We start from the raw sequence: 22,777 nt of genomic DNA, 5'->3' as shown, positions 1-22,777 counted from the left end.
CAGTCTTTACACGTTATAGATAAACTGATCGTCCTTATCGGAAGCCTGATTTAATTCCTCCGCCTTTTTTTCGTACCCTTCACGTCCCATCAGGGCGAAAGTCGCGATCTTACCCTCCTCTACGCCCGGCTGGTCGAACGCATTGATCTCAAGCAGCTCGCCCGCCGCCGCCGTCGCCATTTCCAGCAAGAAAAACATGGCGCCGATATTGTATGCATCCATCCTGGAAAGCGTGATACGCATATTCATTTTCCCGGATTTTGTGACCGCATATTCCGTTGCCCGCATTTCAGACGCGATCAGCTTACCTAACGTCTGTCCCTGCAAATACGCCGCATCCATCACGTCGATGGGAACCATGGGGATTTTAAGCTGTGTATTGAACTCCTCCACATCCACAAAGGCGATGATCTTGTCAAACGGCCCTTCCGTGTAGAGCTGCACCTGCGAATGTTGATCCGTAACGCCCAGCGCGCGTACAGGCGTCTGCCCCGTATATACCTCGCTGCCGTCATTGCTGTAATGCTTGCCGAGGGATTCCGCCCAAAGCTGCGCATACCATTCCGCCATATTTAAAAGCCCGTCCGCATACGGCATCATAACTGAAATATTCACACCGCTTTCCATGGCCGCGCAATAGAGCAGCGCATACATGTATGCCGGGTTTTCCCAGAGGTTCTCCCTCGTGCACGCTTCGTCCATCGCCGCCGCGCCGCCGAGGAGGGCGTCAATATCGATATTCAGGACTGCCGCGGAAAGCAGGCCGACCGGGCACAGTACGGAAAAACGTCCGCCCACGCCGTCCGGCACGGTGTATGTCTTGAACCCGTACTGGTTGGATATTTTCTTCATGATCCCGTTTTCCTTGTCGGTAGTGATCACGATATTGTCTTTGTAATTGTCACCCAGTTCTTCCTTCAATTTTGCGAGGACGATCATAAACTGCGACATCGTTTCGACTGTATTGCCGCTCTTGGTGATCACGTGGAAGCACGTCTTTTTGACGTCGATCACGTCGAGCAGCGCGTTGATCCCGTCCGGATCCACATTGTCCACCACATAAAACCGTACGCCGCCGCGTTTTTCACGCGGGATTTCATTGTATTTCAGGTGCTTCGTCCCGGTAAACAGCGCCTTTGAACCGAGCGCGCTACCGCCGATCCCAAGCACGACAAAATTTTCAAAATCCGCATTGATGCGCTGTGCCTGTGCCTTCATATCCGCTACGATCTCTTTTTGGTTATACGGCAGCGAGCGCCATGCCATGGAAGCCTTCTTTTCATTCATATTGCGGTGCACCATGGGGATCTTTTCGCTCATCTTGTTGATCTGTTCCTCCGTAAGCCCATGCTTGCCCACGTTCTTTTCCAGCATATTGTTAAAATCAATTTTCATCTTTTATTCCTCCGTCATTTTTTCTTGAATTTACGCAGCCTGCAAGGGCTGTTTTTTACGCTTCCGTTTCGCACGCACGGCCATATATTTCTGTCGTTTCACGCAGGCGCTTTTTCACCTTATCTGTGAACGCCTCCGGTTTCATGCGCCATTTCCAATACCCGAGCGCGCGCCCCGGATAGTTCATGCGCGCCGATGTCCCCAGGTTCAAAATGTCCTGCATCGGGATGATACAAATATCCGCCACACTCATCATTGCCAAGCGGATCAATTCCCACGCCGCCTCGTTTTTTCCACACTCGTGCCCAAGATAGGCAAACAGCCGTTCCCTGCCCTGTTCGCCGAGATGTGTAAACCAGCCTTTTGTCGTATCGTTATCGTGCGTCCCCGTATAGGCGACGCAATGATGCGGATAGTTGTGCGGCAAATATTCGCTGTTTTGCTGTTCAAAGGCAAACTGGAGCACCTTATTGCCGGGGAACCCGCACCGCCCTAAAAAATCCCGTACTTCCTGCGTGATCAAGCCCAGATCCTCCGCGATGATCGCCGGATACGGCACCTCCCGCTTGATCGCTTCGAACAGGTCGTGCCCCGGGCCCTTGACCCAGTGCCCGTCCTTTGGTTTTTTATCCCGCGGGATCTGGTAAAATGATTCAAATCCACGGAAATGGTCGATGCGGATGATATCAAAGAATTCAAAACACCGTTTGACCCGCTCGACCCACCACGAAAATCCGTGCTCTTTCATATAATCCCAGTCATAAAGCGGGTTTTCCCACATTTGCCCCTGTCTGCTGAAGCAATCGGGCGGCGTTCCCGCCACCATACCGTTTGGCAGGAACAGCTCCGGGTGCGCCCACATCGCGTCCGAATCAAAAGAGACATAAATGGGGATATCGCCGATCAGACTGATCCCTTTTCCGTTCGCATATTCTTTTAAAGCACGCCACTGCTTTTCAAACAGGAATTGCGCAAAACGAACTGCTTCGATCTCTTCCTCGTGCTCCTGTGCCAGCTCCATCACCGCCGCCTGGTCACGCCGCTTTACCTTCTCATCCCAGTCAAAATAGCCCCGTGAACGGAATTGCCTGCGAAACACAGCGAAAAGCGAATAATCGAACAGCCAATCCGCGTTTGCATATTTATACCCAGTGAATTCGTCTTTGTACCTCTTGATCCCATTGCGGTAGGCTTTTTTCAGAATGTCGTCTTTGTACATCAGCTGGTTTCCGAAAAGCGCCTTGCCATGCTCATCCGTTACGAGCGGTGCGGCGTCCTCTTTTTCCAGCAGTCCTTCTTCGATCAGAAGGTCAAGGTCGATAAAATATGGATTGTTGGCAAAGGCGGAAAGCCCCTGGTATGGACTGTCGGCATAACCGGTGGGCGGCGTAGGCAGCATCTGCCAGTACGACTGCTTCGCCTCATGAAGCGCGTCGACAAAGTCGTACGCCGCCTTTCCAAGCGTACCGATCCCATACGGAGAGGGTAAGGATGTGATATGCAGTAAGACCCCGCTTCCCCTTTTCATAAGCCATTCTCCATCACTTGATTGGTTACTATTATTATATAGTTATCCCCGTTAAAAGTATAGGTCTTTTCATAAACTTTACATACGCGCCATCGCTTGACATTCGTAAAAAAGGGCGTAAACACTGATGTTTACGCCCTTTTCTTTTGGAAAAAATTGTCAGATTATTTCTATCCCGTCCCTGCTGCGCTCCTTGACAACATACAGCGCCGCATCCGCTTTCTTGTATACCTCTGTAAAATCCTGTCCTTTTTCTGTAAAAGCCGCGCCTACGCTGACCGTGAGTTCGCCGCCCTGCAGTTCAATCCTTTTGCGGAGCTCCGACCTGACCTCCTCGTACTTTTTTCTGACCTGCCGCGTTTCGTGCGCCCCCTTCATAAAAATACAAAATTCGTCGCCGCCCAAACGCCCGACCACGTCGTCCACCCGGAACACTTTCTTCAAAACTTCTGCCGTCTTGATCAGCACCTGATCCCCGACATAATGGCCATACCTGTCGTTGATGCTTTTGAAATGGTCGATATCCAGTATCAAAAGCGCGCCTGCACGGCCCTCTTTCGCCTGTCTTAAATATCCATCCACCTTTTCTCGGCAGGACGCGGCGTTGTAGATATTGGTCAGGCTATCGTTTTGCGCCTGGGCGAGCAGTCGGTCTTTTTCCTCCCGCTCTTCCTGTATGTCCACGATCTTACCGATCGCCATAATCAGCTTACCTTCCGAATCATAAACGGCCTTTGCGGTAATGCGTAGCCAGTGCAGCTTGCCGTCGGGCAGCTTCACCTGCACATCTTCCACGGTACCGCCCTCCTCTTTGAGCTTACCGAAAGCTTCGCTGATATCTTTCCCTTCTCCCGATGCCTCCTGCAGGTGTGCAAAATAATTCCCGACCACCCGTTCGGAATCAAACAAACGCGCGCTTCTCTCTGAGAAGATCATTTCATCCTTTTCGAAGTTGTATTCAAAGATATATTCGTTGGATAAGTCGTATAACTGCCTGAACCGTTCGTTTTCCAGCGCAACCTTCCTGCTGAGGCGCGCCCGCCGCCTGGAAAACAGCGCCAGCAATACGATTACGGCCGCTGCGAGAACGATGACCGCTGCAAGGACTTCCCACGGGTTCGATTCCACATAGTCCGTCCATGTGACTTTGTCCTGCGGCCGGATCGTATTACTGTTCATGATCGACTGCATCGTTTCCGTCGGAATACTGCGTATCGCTTTGTTGATCGTCGAAAGCAGGTTTGCGTCGGCTGGCTTTACGATGCCGAAACATAGCTTCTGCGTCTGGCTGGACTGCGGAATAAGCACGACATTTTCATACCGCGACTGATTGACATAATACTGTACGGCATAACCGTCCCCATAGGTATAATCCACTTCTCCCTTATTGACTGCTGAGATGCATGCTTCCGGAGTGGTATACCATAAAACTACTACCTCTTCTTCGTATCCCTCCGGCAGGATCGTGCCCTCGACCACCGCTACTTTTTTGCCAGTCAAATCACTATTCTCCGCCTTCTTATTGAGGACAAGCACAGACTGCGATGTTATGAACGGCCGCGTTAACGCCGCTCCATATTCAGCGGCGGTATCGTAATCGTAGTTCATCCCTGCGATCATCTCCACATCGCCGTCATTCACCAATTGCATCAGTTCATCGTAATCCGATGCGGTCACGATTTGAAAGGAAAGCCCCGTGCTTTCTGAAATATAATCAAGCAAATCAATCGAAATCCCCTTTGCTTCACCGCTTTGCTCGTCCACATATTGAAAAGGCGCCCTCCCCGTCGTGACGCCCACACGAATGGTTCCGGCATTTTGCACATATTCCTGTTCTTCATCTGAAAGATACAGCTTACCCGTATCGTTTTTGAAGTATTTCTCATAAAGCGTCGTCGCAAAATACGGATCGGCGTCGTTGATCTTCAAAATTGCCGCGTTAAGGCCATTGACGATTTCCGTATCCCCTTTTGTGGCAATAAAATAATATGGCTTAGGCGCAAAATTTGCGACGCTGCGCATGCCCTCAACCGGCGTCAGGTCATTCCCGATCATCGCATCGGCCTGCCCATCGCGGACCGCGTCTTCCGCCCCTTTGAGCGAATCAAAGGAAATAATCTCGGGAGAAAGTCCATTGGCCTCGCAAAATTGCTGCAGCTCGGCATTGCGCGTGACCGCTTTCTCATAGATTGCAATCCTTATATTATCCAGTGTTTTCAGGTTGGTCTCATTGATCTTCGTGTTATCTTCCAGCACATTCAGTGTCGAATATCCCGTCCCATAATTATAGCTCGGATAATCGTACATCTTCGCCAGTTCCTCATTGTAGACGATACCGCCCATCACATCCACTTCACCGCTTTGTACCGTTTCCAGGGCACTGTTGAGCTGCTCGTCGACTTCCCCTGCGAACTGCACGAATTCGAGATCCCAGCCGGTATACTGCGCGATCTCCTGCAAATATTCATAGGTATATCCGCTGTAATTCCCATTTTCGTCAAGCTCGGTCAGGCCGTGCTGGATCGGATACGCGACACGAATGGTATTCTTTTTTTCCTGAGCATGCCCTATAACCGGAAAAAATGCACCTGCCAAAAAGAGCAGCGCAACCATACATGCACATACCATATGTAATTTTTTGGGAATTCCAGTATACATTGGTTATCCTTGCTTTCCTGTACTGCCTCCCATTATATCCCATATAAGCCAAAAGCGCAATTTGTACATACATTTTTTACATCTTAAAACCGCACGTAAAAGTCGGACAAAAAACGGTTCCGCATTTCACTGCGGAACCGTTTTACAAGTCTTTGTTTACGGGATCATATTCCCTGCCGCCCGATACAGCTCGTACCATTCCTGCTTGGTGAGCGGTACCTGCGACCCTGCGCAGCAATCGGCAAGCCGCGCCCGCTTGGTCGTCCCCGTGACGACCTGCATCTTCGCCGGATGGCGCGTGATCCACGCGACGGCGATCGCCGTATTCGGTACGCTGTATTTTTCCGCCAGGCGGTCGATCACCCGGTTAAGCTGCGCATAGTTTTCCTTGTCGCCCAAAAACGGCCCGTCAAAGAATCCCTTCTGGAACGGCGACCATGCCTGTACCGTCACCTCATTCAGCCTGCAATACTCAAGGATACTGCCATCCCTGTCCGTGCTCTGGTCAAGCTTCATATTGACGGACATGCCCGCATCGATGAGCGGCGTATGGGCAAGGCTCAATTGAAGCTGGTTGAACGCAAGCTTCTGCTTCACCGATCCCTGGATCAACTGCATCTGCATGGGGTTCTGGTTGGAAACGCCGAAATAACGCACCATGCCCTTGGCATGCAGGTAATCGAACGCTTCCGCGATCTCGTCCGGCTGCATCATCGTATCCGGCCTGTGCAGCAGCAATACATCCAGATAATCTGTTTTTAACCGCTTCAGGATACCTTTGACCGCTTCTAAGATATGCTGCCTCGAAAAATCGTAATAGGCCCAGTCCCCGGGGCATTTTACGATCCCGCACTTGCTTTGGAGAATCATTTTCTCGCGCTTGTCGTCGTTCATTTCAACCGCTTCTGCAAACAGGGTCTCGCATTTGCCATCGTCGTAAATATCGGCGTGGTCAAAAAAATTGATCCCCTGCTCCTGCGCCGTCTCGATAAGCTTACGAGCATCCGCCTTTGAAAGCTCCGTTAAGTGCATACATCCCATGACGACATTGGATACTTCAAGGTTCGTATTCGGTACTTTAAAATATTTCATACACCGCTCCTTTTGGCCGCGGGCCAGCCGCATACCGCGCTATTTCCCGCAGCACTTCTTATACTTCTTACCGCTTCCACACGGGCACGGGTCGTTCCTGCCCACCGTTTTTTCGCTTTTTGCCTGCCCCGCCATGCGCCACTGCCGCGTGATATCGTCGCGTTTCTCCTGGCTAAGCACACCGTCCCATTCCTTTAGTGTGTATAACCACTTTGCCTTCGCGTCATTCATGTTGTAAAAAAGTTTTTCAAAATCGATGTCCAGCTTGATGGGCGTTTCTTCCTCCAGCTTTTCAACATCGACCTCTTTTTTCAGGCTGGTATTGATCCCGTCCATAAAGCCGCAGAAAACCACCGGCTCCATATCGAATTTGGCTGCAACCTCTCCCATCGTCCCCTCATGCAGGACGCTGGTGTCCGCCAGGATCGTTTTGTAGACCTGCGTTTCCGCCGCAAAATAATCATCCCAAAACGCCTGTTGCTGCTGCGGCGTCTGCGCCATCTGCGCAAGCTGCTGCCATTGTTCGTACAATTTCATTGCTTCTTAACCCCTCAATTCTTGATCCAGTCTCTTGGCTACTTCTTTGATAAAACCTTCCGTATTGACGACCGTCTTTTCTTCCTTTTCCCACAGGAGCGCTAAGTCCTTGGTCATCACGCCTTCCTCGATGGTACGGATGGACGCACGCTCCAATGCGTCGCCAAAGGCTTCCAGTTCCTTGTTGCCGTCCAATTCGCCGCGTTTTTTGAGCGCGCCCGACCATGCGAAGATTGTCGCCATGGAATTGGTGGACGTTTCTTCCCCCTCAAGATGCTTGTAATAGTGGCGCGTCACCGTTCCGTGCGCCGCCTCGTATTCGTAGTTGCCGTCCGGCGATACAAGCACGGACGTCATCATGGCGAGGCTGCCGAACGCCGTTGCCACCATGTCGCTCATCACATCTCCGTCATAGTTTTTGCACGCCCAGATATAGCCGCCTTCCGAACGGATCACGCGCGCGACTGCATCGTCGATCAGCGTATAGAAATATTCGATGCCCAGCGCTTCAAATTTTTCCTTGTATTCGCCATCATAGATCTCCTGGAAAATATCCTTGAACGTGTGGTCGTATATCTTGGAGATCGTGTCCTTCGTCGCGAACCAGAGATCCTGCTTGGTGTCGATCGCATAGTTAAAGCAACTGCGCGCAAAACTGCCGATGGACTTGTCTGTGTTGTACATCCCCTGCGCAACACCGCCGCCCTCGTATTCAAACACAGGCAGCCGCGTTTCCTTGCCGTCTGTTTCAAATACCATCTCGAATTTCGTATTTGCGCTCACGCGGTATTCCGTGTTGCGGTAAACGTCGCCGTATGCGTGGCGCGCGATGGTGATGGGTTTTTTCCACGTCTTGACAGAAGGAGAAATGCCGTCCACAACGATAGGGGCACGGAACACCGTTCCGTCGAGGATCGCACGGATCGTCCCGTTGGGGCTCTTGTACATTTCCTTGAGTTTATATTCTTCCACACGCTGTGCGTTGGGCGTGATGGTCGCGCACTTCACGCCAACCCCGTATTTCTTGATCGCGTTCGCCGCATCATAGGTAACCTTGTCGTCCGTTTCGTCCCTGTATGGGAGCCCTAAGTCGTAGTACTCCGTATTCAGGTCGATATAGGGGGTAAGCAGGTTCTTTTTGATCATGTCCCAGATGATCCTCGTCATTTCGTCGCCGTCCATCTCCACGAGAGGCACAGCCATTTTGATTTTCTGCATCGCAAACTCCTCCTGTTTTTTCGCCGGCGGCTTACTTCTTGATCCCTTTTAGCCCGCCCTGTTTCATCTTGTCCAATATATTGGAATCGAACGCATAGCTGTTGTCATGTTTGTCGCGCATTTGCATCTCCGCGCAGCGTACACACTCGTCGATCAGCTCCTGAAAAGGGATGCCCATCGGTTCGTACAAATAATATGCGAAAGATCCGGGGATCGTATTGACTTCGTTCACATAGACCTGGTTCGTATCCTTATCGATGATATAGTCGATACGCACCACGCCTTTTAGGTCAAGCGTCGTGAAAACCTCCTTAGACATCTGCACGATCTTGTCCGTCTGCTCCTTTTCGATGGGCGCCGGAATCTGGCGCGCAAGCGACTTCATTCCCTTGGACGCGCCCTCGCTGCGCAGGTATTTTTCTTCAAAGTCCAAAAATCCCTGCCAGGAAATCGGCTGCTCCAAAAGGCTCACCTTGACGTCGCCGCCATAACCAAGGACGGCGCTGTTGATCTCCACCAAATTTTCCACCGCATGCTCCGCCAGTACGCGCCGGTCATAAGAAAACGCTATCTCAAGCGCGTTTTCAAGCTCCTGTGCGTTCGTGGCTTTGGAGATGCCGATGGAAGAACCGAGATTCGCCGGCTTCACAAATACCGGATACCCGATCTCCTCCTCCGTCTTTTTGACCACCGCTTGCGGATCGGCGCGGAAGGCGCTGCGCTCGAAATACACCGCCGGCAATACCGGAAGCCCCGCGCCCCTAAAAGCGCACTTCATGACGATCTTATCCATGCCTGTCGCGCTTCCCGTCACGCCCGCGCTGGAATACGGGATGTCCGCAAGCTCCATCAGGCCCTGCAGCGTGCCGTCCTCGCCATGCATGCCGTGCATCGCCAGCATCGCCACGTCGATCTGCGCAAATACCTTTGTCCCGAATTTAGTCGCGTATTTCAGCTCCTTGGTCGGGTGCGGTTCCAAATAGACTTTGGTCAGCTTTTTGTCGTTCGGGTCAAAATCTTTATAGTACTGCGTATCGCGGAGCACATCGCCGCAAAACCACTGGCCGTTGCGCGCAATATAAACGGGAAACACGTTATATTTTTCCTTGTCCGCATTTTCGATGATCTGGTTTCCGGTGATGATGGAGACATCGTGCTCTACGCTCCTGCCTCCAAAGAACACCGCCATATTTTTTTTCATATATAAATTACCTCTCAGCAAATTTTATACTTCATGTCATTACCGTACCTGCCATGCACGTCTGACACAACGCATTCGCGTAGCATCTGGGCAGCAGGCTGTTCCCCTTCTCGCGCCGCCTGCGGCTTGCGCCCATGGGCATCCCTTGCCGTGGCGTCGTTAGCCGAACCATAGGTTCCAGCGACGCTCCCTATTCATTATAATGGTCGGGCAGGTCATTTTCAAACAAAATCACATCGCCCGGCTTTGTCAGGTGTCCCATGACATTCGTCGCTTCACCCAGCGTCTTTGCCACATAGATATTGTCCGCTGCGAAGCCGCTGCGCACAAGCCCTTCATAGATAGGCTTCGTATGCTTTGGCCCGATCAGGAACGCATACGTCGCTACCTGCGCCATCGCTTCGCCAAGCTCAAAATTTTCCTGTGCTTCGCGCTCCCCGAGCTCTACCAGTCCCGGCGTTACCACAAAGCGCTGTCCGCTGAAACACTTCAGCACATCGAGCGCCGCGCGCGTCCCTGCCGGATTGGCATTGAAAGCGTCGTCGATCACCGTGATCCCGTTGCTTGTGGGTACGATCTGCAATCTGTGCTCCACAGGCGGCGCCTGAAGCACACCCTGCCGGATCTGCTCCACCGTGAGCCCCAATTCCAGCGCGACCGCGATACATCCGCAGATATTGAGGATATTGTGCCGCCCCAAAAGCTTCGTTGTGCAGGTAAATTCCCCCTGCGCACATTCGACCGTAAACGTGCTGCCTTCCGCGGAAAACGCAATATCCTTTGCGCGCACGTCAGCTTCTCCTTCATAATCCATCGCGTACAGGATCTTCTTGTGTATCTCCGTATTTTCATAAAGCGCGCGGCAGTATTCGTTGTCGCCGTTGAAAAACGCAACGCCCGTGTCCTTGGGCAGCCCCGCGATCAACTCGTATTTTGTTTTGACGATATTTTCGATGTTGTAAAATGTTTCCAGATGCTGCGGCCCAACGGAGGTCAAAATACCCATCTGCGGATGCACAAGGTCGACAAGCTCCGCAATGTCCCCCACGTGCCGCGCGCCCATTTCCGCAATGAACACCTCATTTGCGTCCGTCATCTGCTCGCGGATCACACGCGTTAAGCCCATGGGTGTATTGTAGCTCTGCGGCGGCACCAGCGTATTGTATTTCTGTTTTAAGATCGTCCCCAAAATAAATTTCACGCTCGTCTTGCCATAGCTGCCTGTGATACCGATCTTGATTAGGTCGTTCCTTGCGTCGATCTTCCGTTTTGCCTCGCTTAAGAACCTGTTCTTGACCCTGTTTTCGGCGGGCGTCATGATCTTAACCGCCAGCGGCGTCATATAAGGCATCAGGATCATGAAAACCAAATACCCGAACGGCGGCAGGAAAAAGTTTATATAGGGGACAAACAGGATCACGCAGCAAATGACCGCATATAAAATGATTTCGCACAGGATCAGGCGCTTGACCCGCGCGGTAAAAACCAACGGTTTTTTGGCTTCCCCTTTGCGCGACTTGACGATATACCAAATTGTGAATACAAAGGCGGCGCCATAGCAGGCAAGGCAGGCGATAAAGAATCCAATATTGGCAGAGCCTGCCGTCGCGAGCAAAGACCAGAAGAAATAGCCCACCAGCGTGATCCATCCGAGAAACATCGGCGGCATCAAAAGCTTCCTGCGGTTTTCCTTCAGTCGGTTTAAGAACCCTTCGTTCTGATAGCTCTCAAGCTGCATGATATGGATATATTTCACCTGTGCTATCATAGATAGTACAGCCCCGGCGATGACTGATCCAAACACCAGATATGTCGAAATTACTACCCACGTCATATACATTGCATCCATTCGCGTTACCCCGTTATTCCCTGAAAAAACTGTTGATGACCGCCATGAACCGGCCAAACTGGTCCAGGTACGAGAAATGCCCCGCATCCTTTAATACGACCAGCCCCGCGTCAGCGATCTCCTTTTCCATCGTCTGCGCCATATAAAGCGGCGTATCCGTATCGTTTTCGCCATAGATCAAAAGCGACGGCGACTTGATATCCTTTAAATACGGCGTCAAATCTTCGTTCACCACATTGACAAACGTTTTCTTCATGCAGTCCGGCAGGTTTTTATAATCGTCGCTGCCCGCATTTTTGATACGTTTGTCCACATCCAGCCCGAAAAACATCGCCGCCTTCTTCATACCCGGCCTTTTGGCAAGCTTTTTGCACAGCTTGTAGGTATAGACCTTCGCATAATACTTAGCGCCGCGCTTTGGCTTGACGCCCGCCGCGTCCACAAAGGCGATCTTGCCTATAAGCTCCGGATACTTCGACGCCAGCAGCATCGTCACCCGCCCGCCGAACGAATGGCAGATGATATCCGTTTTCGCAAGGCCCATCTCACGCATCCATTTCGCGGTCAGCTCCGCATAGTCATAGACCGTCATTTCCTCCTGCGGCATTTCGCTTCGCCCAAAGCCGGGGAAATCCAGCGCGATCACGCGCCTGCGTACCTTTAGGGCATTGATAACAGGCGCAAAGCTTTCGATGCATGCGCCCCAGCCGTGCAGCAACAGGATATCCTTGCCTGTTCCCTCGATCTCATAATGCACCTTGAGTCCGTCTATCGTCTCAAACAATTCAGTAGCCCTCCAGTCCCGGGCCGCGCTCCGTCCACATGACGTAAGCGTCCTCGCCGTTGTTGGAGTAATACCGTTTGCGGATACCGTGGATGGTGAACCCGCATTTCTTATAAAGCCTTAAAGCCGCCTTGTTGGATACGCGCACCTCCAAAGACATCGCATCAGCGCCGTGTTCCTTCGCCGCATGGATCAGCTCGCGCATCAGCGCATAAGCATATCCCCTGCCGCGGTACTCCGGTAAAATACATACGTTCGTGATGTGCGCCTCGTCAAAGATGATCCACATCCCGCCATAACCGATGATTTTTCCGTCAAGCTCGACCACAAGATAGACTGTGTTTTCATTCTCGATGATATCATCGTAAAGCATCGCGTACGACCACGGAAGCTCGAAGCTTGTATTTTCACAGTAATGAATCTGCTCCAGATCCCCGATTTCTGCCCTGCGTATCGATATACCGTTATTTTCCACTGCCTTTTTTCCTCAATCTTTCCGCCTGGCTTTCCCGCAAATACCGCGGGCAAAGGGCATCATAGGCCAAAAGCGCACCGTTTTGCGCCTGTCCATAGGCGATCGCGCATACGGACGACGCCCGCTGCATAATGAACTGCGGCGGCAAAAAAACACTGTGCGGATTATACATCCGAATCTTATCTTCAAACCTAAGCGCCGCGTCACCTGCAAATACGATTTTTTCCTGCGGCAGCCGTTTTGTTACCAATTCCTTCAAGGGCATTGCGCATTCCCCCACAACCGTCTGCGTGCCCCGCTTAGCCGCGGTATATACTTCTTCCCTGCGCGCATCCATCACCGCACACACGATGCTCCCATCCTGCGGCGCGTTTGCCATCAGCGCGTCAAGCGTACTGACCGCTGCGACAGGCTTCCCGGCCGCATGCGCCATTGCGGCACATGCCGAAACGCCGATGCGGATGCCCGTAAAAGACCCCGGCCCCGCGCACACCGCAAACACGTCGATATCCGCGATATCCTTCCCGGCCGCGCGCAATACGTTGTCCACCGCCACCATCAGGGTCTGCGAATGTTTCTTTCCGCTGTCGATATATAATTCCGAAAGCAATAAATCATCTTCGCTTATGGCGACGCTTAATGTCGTCCCGGTGGTATCCATACCCAGTATATTCATGCATCCACCTCTTCAAGCGTGATCTTGCGCCGCGTGTCTCCCATGCGCTCTATTTTGATATCCAGCCTCTTTTGTGGCAGCGCGCCGGGGATCAGGTCTGCCCATTCGCACACGCACACGCCGTCACCTGCCACGTATTCGTCAAAGCCGATCTCAAACAGCTCGTCCTCGTCCGCAATGCGATACACGTCAAAGTGGTACAGCGGCATGCGCCCGCTCTCATATGCGCGCAGGATGGTAAAGGTCGGGCTCACGACCGTCTCCGTTACATGGAGCCCTTCCGCCAGTCCCTTCACAAAGGCTGTTTTGCCCGCGCCCAAATCTCCATAAACGGCAAGAAAGCTGCCTTTTACCAAACGGGAAGCCAGCTTTTTTGCAAAATCTTTTGTCATTTGTTCGTTATCGCTTAAGAACTCCTGCATGAACGCGTTTCATTCCTCATATTATATATCAAAATACTTATGTTATATAATATAGTAAAAACGCGAATTATGCAAGAAGCGCAACGTTTTCTTTGTACCGAAGCAGTTATTCCCCATGTATGCACTGTTTCTTCCCGGCTGCCTGCGCCCCGGGCATACGGAACAATCTTCCGACCGATTTATACAGCGCAAATGTCACCGTAGCGTTGATCCCCGCCTTGATCAGGTTAAAGGGCAGGATCGCCGGCACGATCAACAGCAATACCTGCTCCCGCGGAACGCCCATGAAAAGCGGCGTCATAATGATATTCCAAAGCACCATCATCGCCGTCCAGGCTCCTACGCCCGCTACCAATGCCGCAACAGCGTTTTTCCTCGTTTTATTTCGTTTATAGATGTTACCGGCTACCAGTACAAACGAGCCGGTTGCGAGGATATGCATCGCAATTCCAATCATGCCCGAGGACGCGCTCACAGTGACTCCCTGCAAAACCGATACGACCACTGTAAGCATAAAGCCGATACCCGGGCCAAAGGCGAAGGTCGTAATAAAAATCGGTATATCTGCCGGATCGTATTCGAGGAACGGCAGGAACATCGGTATCCGGATCAGATACACCAGCACGATCGAAAGCGCCGCCATGACAGCGATCGACGTTATATTCCGTGTCGTGAGTTTAGGTTTGTTTTTGTTTTCCAGTGTTTTCATAAAATAAGTACCTCCAATAAAAAATTTCCGCGAATGTAAGCATCCCCGGAAATCATATTGAAAACAATATTCTTCTTTCATCCAGACTTTAACTGTCGGCTGCGGAATTCCACCGCATCGGCTCCCGATAACAGGAGTTCGCAGGCTGTACTGCCGGTAGGGATTTACACCCTGCCCCGAAGATTACATTCACTTTTAAAAAATGATCTATCAAGCATCCACGCCGGAATACTTTACTTTCCCTATACGATCAAAAATACTAATTATGCAGGAAGCGCGCCAATTTCTTGTAGAGCAGGAAAACGACCACTGCGTCGACCGCGAGCTTGAAGGCCGTGAACGGCATCGCAAAGATCAATACATAGCCAAGAAGCGAATCCGCCGCCGGATTGATCGCCTTACATGCCGCGATGATCGCATCCATGGGCATGAGTCCGGTATTGGCATAAAATGGAATCAGTACATAATAATTGAGGATACCCGCTACTACTGCGGCCACCAAGATACCAATCAGGGTACCGATAATCGCAAACTTAAAATTATGCTTTTTCTTGTAAATGAATGCCGCGATGACCACAAACGCCACGCCGATCAAAAAGTTTGCCAGCTCACCCACGCCGCCCGACATGCTGCCGCGGATCAATAAAAACAGCAGGCATTTGATGCCCTGGATAATGATCCCTGCAACAGGCCCCAAGGCAAACGCCCCCAGGAGCACCGGTATTTCCGAGAAATCCAGCTTCAGCCACGGCGGGATGATGGGCAGCGGCAGTTCTACATACATCAGTACGAATGCGACCGCAGCCAAAATCGCTACGCGTGTGATGTACTGCGTTTTCGTGATTTTCCTCTTTAGTGTTGCGTTTTGTGCAAGTGTTTCCATGATAAGGCCTCCAATAAAAAATTTCCGCGAATGCAAGCATCCCCGGAAATCATATTGAAAAACAATATTTTTCTTCTCTCATCCAGACTTTAACTGTCGGCTGCGGAATTCCACCGCATCGGCTCCTGATAACAGGAGTTCGCAGGCTGTACTGCCGGTAGGGATTTACGCCCTGCCCCGAAGACTACATTCACTTTGTATTTATCATACCGCATCACCCGGTACCTGTCAAGGCGGCAAAATTGACAGTAAAAAGCCTTTTATTATAGAATGAATGGTATTGAAATGCAACAAGTCAGAGGATGGGGGTTTTTATGACATTTCCAGAGATTCTTAAGAGTATCAACGATTTTGTTTGGGGGCCTGTTATGCTTGCCCTGCTGGTAGGGACGGGCGTCTTTCTGATGATCCGCCTGCAGTTTCGCCCCCTGCGGAATTTGGGGTATGCGCTCCGGCAGGTTTTTTCAAAGCACAGCATCCGCAAGGCAGACAATACGGACAGCGGCGATATCTCGCCGTTCCAGTCCCTGATGACCGCACTTGCCGCGACGATCGGCACGGGTAATATCGTAGGCGTAGCGACAGCGATGACGCTAGGCGGCCCCGGCGCCCTCTTCTGGATGTGGGTATCCGCGGTTTTTGGCCTGGCGACCAAATACGGCGAATCCGTACTTGCCGTATTTTACCGCGAAAAAAATGCCAACGGCGAAATGTCCGGCGGGCCGATGTTCTCCATCAAAAACGGCTTCAAGGTAAAATGGCTGGGCACTGTCCTTTCCATTGCCTTTGCAGTATTTGCCGTCATCGCTTCCTTTGGGATCGGAAACCTGACGCAGATCAATTCGATCGCCGAGGCTGTTTCCAATACCTTTGCAGTGCCCACGTGGATCACCGGCATCGTGATCGCCGTATTGGTGGGTATCGTGCTTTTGGGCGGCATCAAATCCATTGGAAGCGTTTCTTCCAAGATCGTTCCCGTGATGGCCATATTTTACGCGGTCGGCTGTTTGATCATTATTTTTTCCAACCTCGATCACCTGCCCGCCGGTTTTGGACAGATCATGCAAAGCGCATTTGCCCCGCGTTCCATCTTAGGCGGCGTTGCCGGCTTTACCTTCGCGACCGCCCTGCGTTTCGGCGTTGCGCGCGGTGTGTTTTCCAACGAAGCGGGACTGGGCAGCGCGCCAATTGCTGCCGCAGCCGCCAAAACCGACCATCCGTGCCGACAGGGTTACATCAACATGACAGGTACGTTTTTTGACACGATCATCGTTTGTACGCTGACCGGCCTTGCCATCGCTTCTTCCGGCGTCCTTGGGAGCCTCGCAGCAGACGGCAGCCTCGTTACAGGCGCTTCGCTCACGATCCTCGCTTTCGACAGCGTCATGGGCCCTGTGGGCAGCGGTATCGTAACCATCGGCCTCATCCTCTTTGCCTTCTCCACCATCCTCGGCTGGAGCTATTATGGGGAAAAGAGCCTTGAGTTTTTGATCCCCTCCATGAAGGCAAAATATATTTACCGCGCGCTATTTGCCGCAGTTGTCTTTATCGGCGCGATCACAACGCTCGAGATCGTTTGGGACTTTTCCGACACCGCAAACGGGCTGATGGCGATCCCTAACCTGATTTGCCTGCTCGTCTTGTCCGGCGTCATCGTTTCCCAGACCAGGGATTTTGACGATAAGTTCCTGCAGTACGAAAAACGCGGCAGAAAAAAATCCTGACTGATTGAAAACGCCTGTTCGTTATACTATAATAAAGAGCAGATCAACCGGGATAACCCAGCTGTTTAAGGAGGTCTATTTTGAAAAAAATTACTGCTGTTATAGCATTCATCATTGCGATCATGGTTCCGGTATGCGCGTTCGCACTTCCCTACAGCGACCCCGCGGGGGATTTCAGCATAGAGATACCAGAGGGCAGCGGTACCTATTATTACACGCCCGGCGGGACGAACATGTCGCCGGAGCTGCTCGCATCCATACAGGATAAAAACGAAAACCTCGCGATTTTGATCGCGTCTTATGCAACGGAAACGGATAATGCGCTCAACTATTCCCTCGACGTTACGGAAACGCCGCTCGCCCTCACTGCTTCGACCGGAGCTGCGGGCGCCGACGCGATGGAAGGGATCTCTTCGGACACACCTGCGGAAAGTATGCCCCCCGTTACGGATATCTCCATGTTAAACGACGACCAGGTCAATTTCCTTGTTGCACAGAAGCAGGCTGAATTTGGCGCAGACTATGTCTTTGATCCCCATACGACCGAGCAATTGAACGGCAAAACCGCGATCGTGCTGACCGGCCGCCACGCGGAGGACAACGGATACACAACGAGGATTTATATGCTCGCGCAGAACAATACCAGTTTCAGCGTGACGCTACTCTATCAAAACGACGAGGCCGATACCTATTTGAACCAAGCCATGGTTCCGTTGAATTCCCTTCAATTCAGTACCGCCGCAGCCGCAGTGACCGCTGCCCCGTCGCCGAGCCCCGCGCCGACGCCACAGCCGACCACCGCTGTTGTTGTGACGCCCGCCCCGTCGCCGGAGCCAACTCCTGCACCAACCGGCTTTGCCGCGGTTGGTTCGTTTTTTGCGAACCTGGGCGATAACATCCAAAACGCCTATTATAACGATCCGAATTTCGTATTCTATGTGATCGGTGCGGCAGTCGTCATCGCCGTCGTGATCATCGTTATCCTCCTTATGAAGAGCCGTAAGAAAAAGAGCAGGGGTGGCGACACCAGCAAGCCTGCGCTTCCGGAAGACCATGTCGGCCCTGCGCCCGAAGCACCCAAAACCAGCGCGGAAGAATTCAACGACCGCTATCAGGCGGATATCAGCCGCTATACACAGCAGCCAAGCGGTTATGACCTTTCGGACGTCAGCCGCTATACGCAGCAGCCCGAAGGATCCCGGGTGCAGGAAGCTGATCCCAAAACGCCGGAGGGTTACGATCTTTCCGACATCAGCCGCTATACGCAGCAACCCAAGGGATATGACCTTTCGGATGTCAGCCGCTATACGCAGCAGCCCAAAGGATATAAAAAGAGCACTGCGGATATTTCTGACAGTACCGATGCTCCCGAGCATTACCTGAACCGTGCTTCCGCCGCCACAGACGATCCTGCAAAGACGGACGTTCCGCGCGACCCAAAAGCCCCGAAGGTCGGTTCCCGGGTGGCACGCCACAAAAAGAAATAACAGCAAAAAGAGCGGTGAAATACGCCGCTCTTTTTCTTTTGGAACGCTTGACTTAGCCCTTAAGGTATACTATAATATTTCTTGCTGATTCATTATTCATGCGGTAGTGCTGGAATCGGCAGACAGGCACGTTTGAGGGGCGTGTGTCCATGACGTATGGGTTCAAGTCCCATCTACCGCACCAGCTAAAAGGGGTTCAACCGCGATTGTGGTTTGAACCCCTTTTTTTATTTCCCCATTACATATATAATAAAATAAAACGTTCTGCAAAGGAGTGTAAGTGAGATGGGTAAAAAGATACTGGTACTGACAGGAAGTCCCCTCCGCGGAGGCAACAGCGACTTGTTGGCGGACGCGCTGATAAGGGGCGCGCAGGCAAGCGGGCATACTGCCGTAAAATTTGAGGCGGGAATCAAAAAGATCGGCGGCTGCACCGCCTGCGACCGGTGCTGGGAAGACGGGCATGCCTGCATCGAGAAAGACGATTTCCATGAGCTGGAGCCGCTTTTGGAAAGCTGCGACGTCATGGTTTTCTGCGCGCCGGTATACTGGATGGGTTTTCCTGCGCAGATGAAGGCGGCGATCGATAAGCTGTACGCTTACGGCGGTAAGGGCGGCCTGCGTCCATTGGCTGTGAAGGAAAGCGCTTTGCTGCTGTGCGGCGGCGATCCCACTGCACCGGAATACGATTATGTGTCCCAGGGATATCAAATGATCATCGAATACCTGGGCTGGAAAGACAAAGGCATTGTCTGGCAGGGCGGCGCCAATGAAACGGGCAGCATCGCCCCCGCCGCGCTGCAAAAAGCGGAATCATTGGGCAAAAGCCTCTGATGCTTACTTTACACTTTGTTCATACTTTTTTCATTTTGGCTTCATGAAAGCCGGTTATGATTAGATCATACAAATTCTACCTCGGCCCTACATCCCCACGGGGTTGGGGTAGTCAAAAAATAATGCTGCGGCGTTGACATAAATTTCTTCTCTTGGCTTCCGCTATGGAAGCCTTTTTTCTTCTTAGACTTTTTTCCTTGCATTTGTTACAATGGTTCTATGAACTATGTATACATTCTTCGCTGTTCCGACGGTACGCTGTACACCGGATGGACGAATAACCTTACGAAGCGGATCAGCCTGCATAATGCCGGCAGAGGCGCCAAATATACCAAAGCGCGCCGCCCCGTCTCGCTGTTTTATTTTGAGACTTTCCCCACCAAAGCAGAAGCGATGCGGCGCGAAGTCGCCATCAAGCGTCTACCGCGGGAACAAAAGCTTGCGCTGGCAAAGGATTTTAGCGTTTTACCATGACCGTATGCCTATGCGTTTTGCTTTCTATAATGGCTTTTGCGGCCAGTCCATCTGTTATTTATTTGCACAATATTTCACGCGTGTCTTATTGTAATACCCCTGCAATTATAGTATAATGAATAACGTCAAAATACGCTATTTATCAAAGAATAGCTTTTTTTGTATAACACAGTAAAACGTTTTAGAAGGAAGAAAAAGTATGCCAGCAAGCATAAAAGATGTTGCAAAACTGGCCGGTGTCTCGCAAGCCACTGTTTCCAATGTACGCACCGGTAATAAATATGTAAGGCCGGAACTCGTGAAGCGCGTCAACGATGCCATCGAGCAGCTCGGTTATATCCCAAACCCCATGGCAAGCCGCCTGCGCGGGAACAGGTCTTTTGTCGTCGGCGTCATCCTGCCGACTTTTTACCATCCCTTCCATGCGGGCATCCTCAAAGGGATACAAGACGTTGCCCTCGGCAGCGAATACCTGATCAACGTATATGCAACGGGAAGCGACCTAAAGAGGGAATACGATTCGCTCGTGCGGTTTTTATACAGTATGCCGGACGGCGTCATCCTCTCCTCCTACGCCAATGAACAGAACGATTATGGCCAGGAATGCCTTGATACCATAAGGGAACTTGTCAGCGGCAAAAAAAAGATCCCTGTGATCAGCCTGGAACGCCATTTAAAGATTCCGGGCGTCGAATCGATCCTGTCCGACTACGAGCAGGCCGCCTATGATACGGTGGAATACCTGATCGGCCTGGGCCATAAAAAAATCGCCCACATTTCCGGCCCTATGGCGCGGGATGTGAGTATCAAGCGCTATCAGGGTTATTTGCGGGCCCTCAAAGAGCACGGCATCCCCTTTAACCCCGCCTATGTCCGCGAAGGCTTGTTTACCCCTGAAAGCGGATATGCGTGTACGCGCGACCTGATGCTCAAGACGGACATTACCGCAGTATTTGCCGCCAATGATGAAACAGGGATCGGCGCGATCAAGGCCCTGAAAGATCTCGGCCGCCATATCCCGCAGGACGTTGCGGTGATCGGCGTCGATAATATTTACGCAGGAACGCTCATCGAGCCATCCCTTTCCACTGTGGATGTGCCGGGATACCAGATGGGGCGGATGGCTATGTCGCGTATGCTTGAGTTTACCGACGACCACCAATCCCCCAACTATAAAAAGCCGACCTACCTGAGCACCACCATCATCCCGCGCAAATCAACGGAAGCCGAGCGGGAGACGACCTGGGACTTATACGACTGGTGAGGATAGACCTGACGACAAAAAAGCCGCGGAGCGCTCCGCGGCTTTTTATGGCCTTGTTACATTTTCCCTGATGCATATTGGAGGATGCGCACGGAATTTGCTTCCTTGGAATCAAGCTCTGCGGCGATCTTGCCAGAGAACATGACATAGATGCGGTCGCACATCCCGATGAGCTCCGTCAAATCGGAAGACACCATGAATATGGATTTGCCTGTATGCGATATTTTATTCAGGATATTGTAAAGCTCCACCTTGGAGGCAATATCCAGGCTGATGGACGGCTCGTCCAAAACCATCACCTGCGCCTGTGCTTTCAGCCATTTGCTCAGCGCAACCTTTTGCTGCGTCCCGCGCGACAGCCACTGTACCGTCGTATGCGGCGACACCTTCCTTAAGTCAAGCTTGTCGATATAATACTTTGCATTTTTCTGGACTTTGTTGTGGCTGATGAGCGCCGTATGGATAAACTGGTCCAGCGACGACAGGGACATATTGTACTGTACATCCTGCTTTAAGATCAGGTTGCTCGCGCAGTCCTCCGCTAAGTAGATGATGCCGTCCTTTACGAATTGATCCAGCTTACTGGTCTGCATCGGTTTTCCTTTATAATAACACTCGCCCTTCTCGATGGGCTCAACGCCGGCGATGAGCTTGGCCAGGCTCGACTTTCCCGCCCCCACCAGCCCCGCGATCCCTACGATCTCTCCCTCGCGGATATACAGGCTCGCGTCCATCACCGTTTTCTGCGCGTTAGACACCTTATGCATCTTCATGACCACATTGCCGATCTTCGCCTTTGTTTTGGGATAACGGTTGATGTAATCGTCCCCTGCCATTTCCAAAAGAATATGGTCTACGTCGATATAAACGGAATTATTCTCGATCGGTTTGTCCTCGACCGTTTTCCCGTCGCGCATGATCACGATCCGGTCGGCGATTTCCAGCACTTCCTCGATCTTGTGCGAAATAAAGACGACCGCGATCCCCTCTTCCTTGAGCTTGCGGATGATCTCAAAAAGCGTCTGCCTGTCATAGGACGTAAAAGAGGCCGTCACCTCGTCAAGCACCAGCACTTTTACACTGTAGACAAGGGAACGGGCTATCTCGACCATTTTTTTCTGTGCGATGTTCAAACTCTGCACCGGCGCGTTGATATCGATATCCGTCTGCAGGAAATCGAGGATCTCCCGTGCTTTTTGGCGCTGCAGCTTTTTGTTGATAAACGGCAGGCCCGGATAACAGATCTCATTGCCCGAAAAGATATTCTGTTCTACATTGAATTCATTGATCAACTGGGACTCCTGGTGAATCATCCTGATCCCGTTCTTCTGCGCCTTCACAACACTGTCAACGGCTTCTTCCTGTCCATCCAAGCGGATGTCCCCCGTATAGCGCGGATAACTTCCCGTGAGCACTTTCATTAAGGTGGATTTACCGGCGCCGTTTTCTCCCAAAATTGAGCAGACTTCGCCCTTTTTCAGGTAAAAATCAGCATTGCTCAAGACGTTATTGGTATCCAGCGTCAATGAGATGTTTTTCATCTCTACTATCTTATCGTTCAATAGTA

Annotated in this window: 21 protein-coding genes, 1 tRNA gene and 2 riboswitches; of the genes, 6 read left to right on the top strand and 16 right to left on the bottom strand. The window is 51.6% G+C overall.

Annotation, left to right across the window (positions count from 1 at the left end; translation table 11 throughout):
* Window positions 1-6: 6 nt before the first annotated feature.
* From BN6471_RS06830 to BN6471_RS06765, 15 genes are all read right to left on the bottom strand, one after another.
* A complete protein-coding gene (locus tag BN6471_RS06830; RefSeq protein WP_066646913.1) occupies window positions 7-1,395 on the bottom strand; it encodes a glucose-6-phosphate isomerase in 1,389 nt (462 codons plus the stop codon).
* A 55-nt stretch (window positions 1,396-1,450) separates the two neighbouring features.
* On the bottom strand, window positions 1,451-2,923 hold the full coding sequence (gene malQ / locus BN6471_RS06825) for a 4-alpha-glucanotransferase (protein ID WP_066646910.1): 1,473 nt from the start codon (window positions 2,921-2,923) through the stop codon (window positions 1,451-1,453).
* A 159-nt stretch (window positions 2,924-3,082) separates the two neighbouring features.
* Complete coding sequence (locus tag BN6471_RS06820) at window positions 3,083-5,581, bottom strand: diguanylate cyclase (RefSeq protein WP_066646908.1); 2,499 nt, start codon at window positions 5,579-5,581, stop codon at window positions 3,083-3,085.
* Window positions 5,582-5,737: 156 nt separating this feature from the next.
* Entirely contained in the window at window positions 5,738-6,673 is a 936-nt protein-coding gene (locus BN6471_RS06815) for an aldo/keto reductase (RefSeq protein WP_066646903.1), read from the bottom strand.
* Window positions 6,674-6,712: 39 nt separating this feature from the next.
* Window positions 6,713-7,210 carry an SEC-C metal-binding domain-containing protein gene (locus tag BN6471_RS06810; protein WP_066646901.1) on the bottom strand — a complete coding sequence of 166 codons (498 nt, stop codon included), beginning with the start codon at window positions 7,208-7,210 and terminating at the stop codon, window positions 6,713-6,715.
* Window positions 7,211-7,216: 6 nt separating this feature from the next.
* Window positions 7,217-8,428: an NADP-dependent isocitrate dehydrogenase gene (locus BN6471_RS06805; RefSeq protein ID WP_066646899.1), complete on the bottom strand. Its 1,212-nt coding sequence runs from the start codon at window positions 8,426-8,428 to the stop codon at window positions 7,217-7,219.
* Window positions 8,429-8,459: 31 nt separating this feature from the next.
* Window positions 8,460-9,629: a D-alanine--D-alanine ligase family protein gene (locus tag BN6471_RS06800; RefSeq protein WP_066646895.1), complete on the bottom strand. Its 1,170-nt coding sequence runs from the start codon at window positions 9,627-9,629 to the stop codon at window positions 8,460-8,462.
* Window positions 9,630-9,660: 31 nt separating this feature from the next.
* Complete coding sequence (locus tag BN6471_RS13025) at window positions 9,661-9,801, bottom strand: hypothetical protein (RefSeq protein WP_162270189.1); 141 nt, start codon at window positions 9,799-9,801, stop codon at window positions 9,661-9,663.
* Between the two features lie 18 nt (window positions 9,802-9,819).
* A complete protein-coding gene (locus BN6471_RS06795; protein ID WP_162270188.1) occupies window positions 9,820-11,463 on the bottom strand; it encodes a UDP-N-acetylmuramoyl-tripeptide--D-alanyl-D-alanine ligase in 1,644 nt (547 codons plus the stop codon).
* A 28-nt stretch (window positions 11,464-11,491) separates the two neighbouring features.
* The gene (locus BN6471_RS06790) at window positions 11,492-12,262 is read right to left on the bottom strand and encodes an alpha/beta fold hydrolase (protein ID WP_066646889.1); all 771 of its coding nucleotides are present in this window, start codon (window positions 12,260-12,262) and stop codon (window positions 11,492-11,494) included.
* Window position 12,263: 1 nt separating this feature from the next.
* The gene (gene rimI, locus BN6471_RS06785; RefSeq protein WP_066646886.1) at window positions 12,264-12,737 is read right to left on the bottom strand and encodes a ribosomal protein S18-alanine N-acetyltransferase; all 474 of its coding nucleotides are present in this window, start codon (window positions 12,735-12,737) and stop codon (window positions 12,264-12,266) included.
* Window positions 12,727-13,413 (bottom strand): tRNA (adenosine(37)-N6)-threonylcarbamoyltransferase complex dimerization subunit type 1 TsaB, encoded by a 687-nt coding sequence (gene tsaB, locus BN6471_RS06780; RefSeq protein WP_066646882.1) that lies wholly within the window; start codon window positions 13,411-13,413, stop codon window positions 12,727-12,729. The genes rimI and tsaB overlap by 11 nt, the downstream gene beginning before the upstream one ends.
* Window positions 13,410-13,835 carry a tRNA (adenosine(37)-N6)-threonylcarbamoyltransferase complex ATPase subunit type 1 TsaE gene (tsaE, locus tag BN6471_RS06775; RefSeq protein ID WP_066646880.1) on the bottom strand — a complete coding sequence of 142 codons (426 nt, stop codon included), beginning with the start codon at window positions 13,833-13,835 and terminating at the stop codon, window positions 13,410-13,412. Before tsaE ends, tsaB begins: the two co-directional genes overlap by 4 nt.
* 106 nt (window positions 13,836-13,941) lie before the next feature.
* A complete protein-coding gene (locus BN6471_RS06770; RefSeq protein ID WP_066646878.1) occupies window positions 13,942-14,544 on the bottom strand; it encodes an ECF transporter S component in 603 nt (200 codons plus the stop codon).
* A 65-nt stretch (window positions 14,545-14,609) separates the two neighbouring features.
* Window positions 14,610-14,732: riboswitch (FMN riboswitch) on the bottom strand.
* Window positions 14,733-14,803: 71 nt separating this feature from the next.
* A complete protein-coding gene (locus tag BN6471_RS06765; protein ID WP_066646875.1) occupies window positions 14,804-15,427 on the bottom strand; it encodes an ECF transporter S component in 624 nt (207 codons plus the stop codon).
* Window positions 15,428-15,493: 66 nt separating this feature from the next.
* Window positions 15,494-15,616, bottom strand: a riboswitch (FMN riboswitch).
* A gap of 125 nt (window positions 15,617-15,741) precedes the next feature.
* On the opposite strand from BN6471_RS06765, the gene BN6471_RS06760 reads away from it, so the two are divergent.
* From BN6471_RS06760 to BN6471_RS06735, 6 genes are all read left to right on the top strand, one after another.
* Window positions 15,742-17,151 carry an alanine/glycine:cation symporter family protein gene (locus BN6471_RS06760; RefSeq protein WP_066646866.1) on the top strand — a complete coding sequence of 470 codons (1,410 nt, stop codon included), beginning with the start codon at window positions 15,742-15,744 and terminating at the stop codon, window positions 17,149-17,151.
* An 80-nt stretch (window positions 17,152-17,231) separates the two neighbouring features.
* Window positions 17,232-18,638: a hypothetical protein gene (locus tag BN6471_RS13020; RefSeq protein ID WP_066646864.1), complete on the top strand. Its 1,407-nt coding sequence runs from the start codon at window positions 17,232-17,234 to the stop codon at window positions 18,636-18,638.
* A gap of 100 nt (window positions 18,639-18,738) precedes the next feature.
* Window positions 18,739-18,822, top strand: a tRNA-Leu gene (locus BN6471_RS06750).
* Between the two features lie 101 nt (window positions 18,823-18,923).
* Window positions 18,924-19,472 (top strand): flavodoxin family protein, encoded by a 549-nt coding sequence (locus tag BN6471_RS06745; RefSeq protein ID WP_066646862.1) that lies wholly within the window; start codon window positions 18,924-18,926, stop codon window positions 19,470-19,472.
* 219 nt (window positions 19,473-19,691) lie between these two features.
* Complete coding sequence (locus BN6471_RS06740) at window positions 19,692-19,946, top strand: GIY-YIG nuclease family protein (protein WP_066646858.1); 255 nt, start codon at window positions 19,692-19,694, stop codon at window positions 19,944-19,946.
* 199 nt (window positions 19,947-20,145) lie between these two features.
* On the top strand, window positions 20,146-21,210 hold the full coding sequence (locus BN6471_RS06735) for a LacI family DNA-binding transcriptional regulator (protein WP_066646855.1): 1,065 nt from the start codon (window positions 20,146-20,148) through the stop codon (window positions 21,208-21,210).
* Between the two features lie 56 nt (window positions 21,211-21,266).
* On the opposite strand, the gene BN6471_RS06730 is transcribed toward BN6471_RS06735, so the two are convergent.
* Complete coding sequence (locus tag BN6471_RS06730) at window positions 21,267-22,772, bottom strand: sugar ABC transporter ATP-binding protein (RefSeq protein WP_147553997.1); 1,506 nt, start codon at window positions 22,770-22,772, stop codon at window positions 21,267-21,269.
* Window positions 22,773-22,777 lie beyond the last annotated feature (5 nt).

The sequence above is a fragment of the Christensenella timonensis genome (assembly GCF_900087015.1).
GTDB lineage: Bacteria > Bacillota > Clostridia > Christensenellales > Christensenellaceae > Christensenella > Christensenella timonensis.
This window is presented reverse-complemented; position numbering and strand designations above follow the sequence as displayed.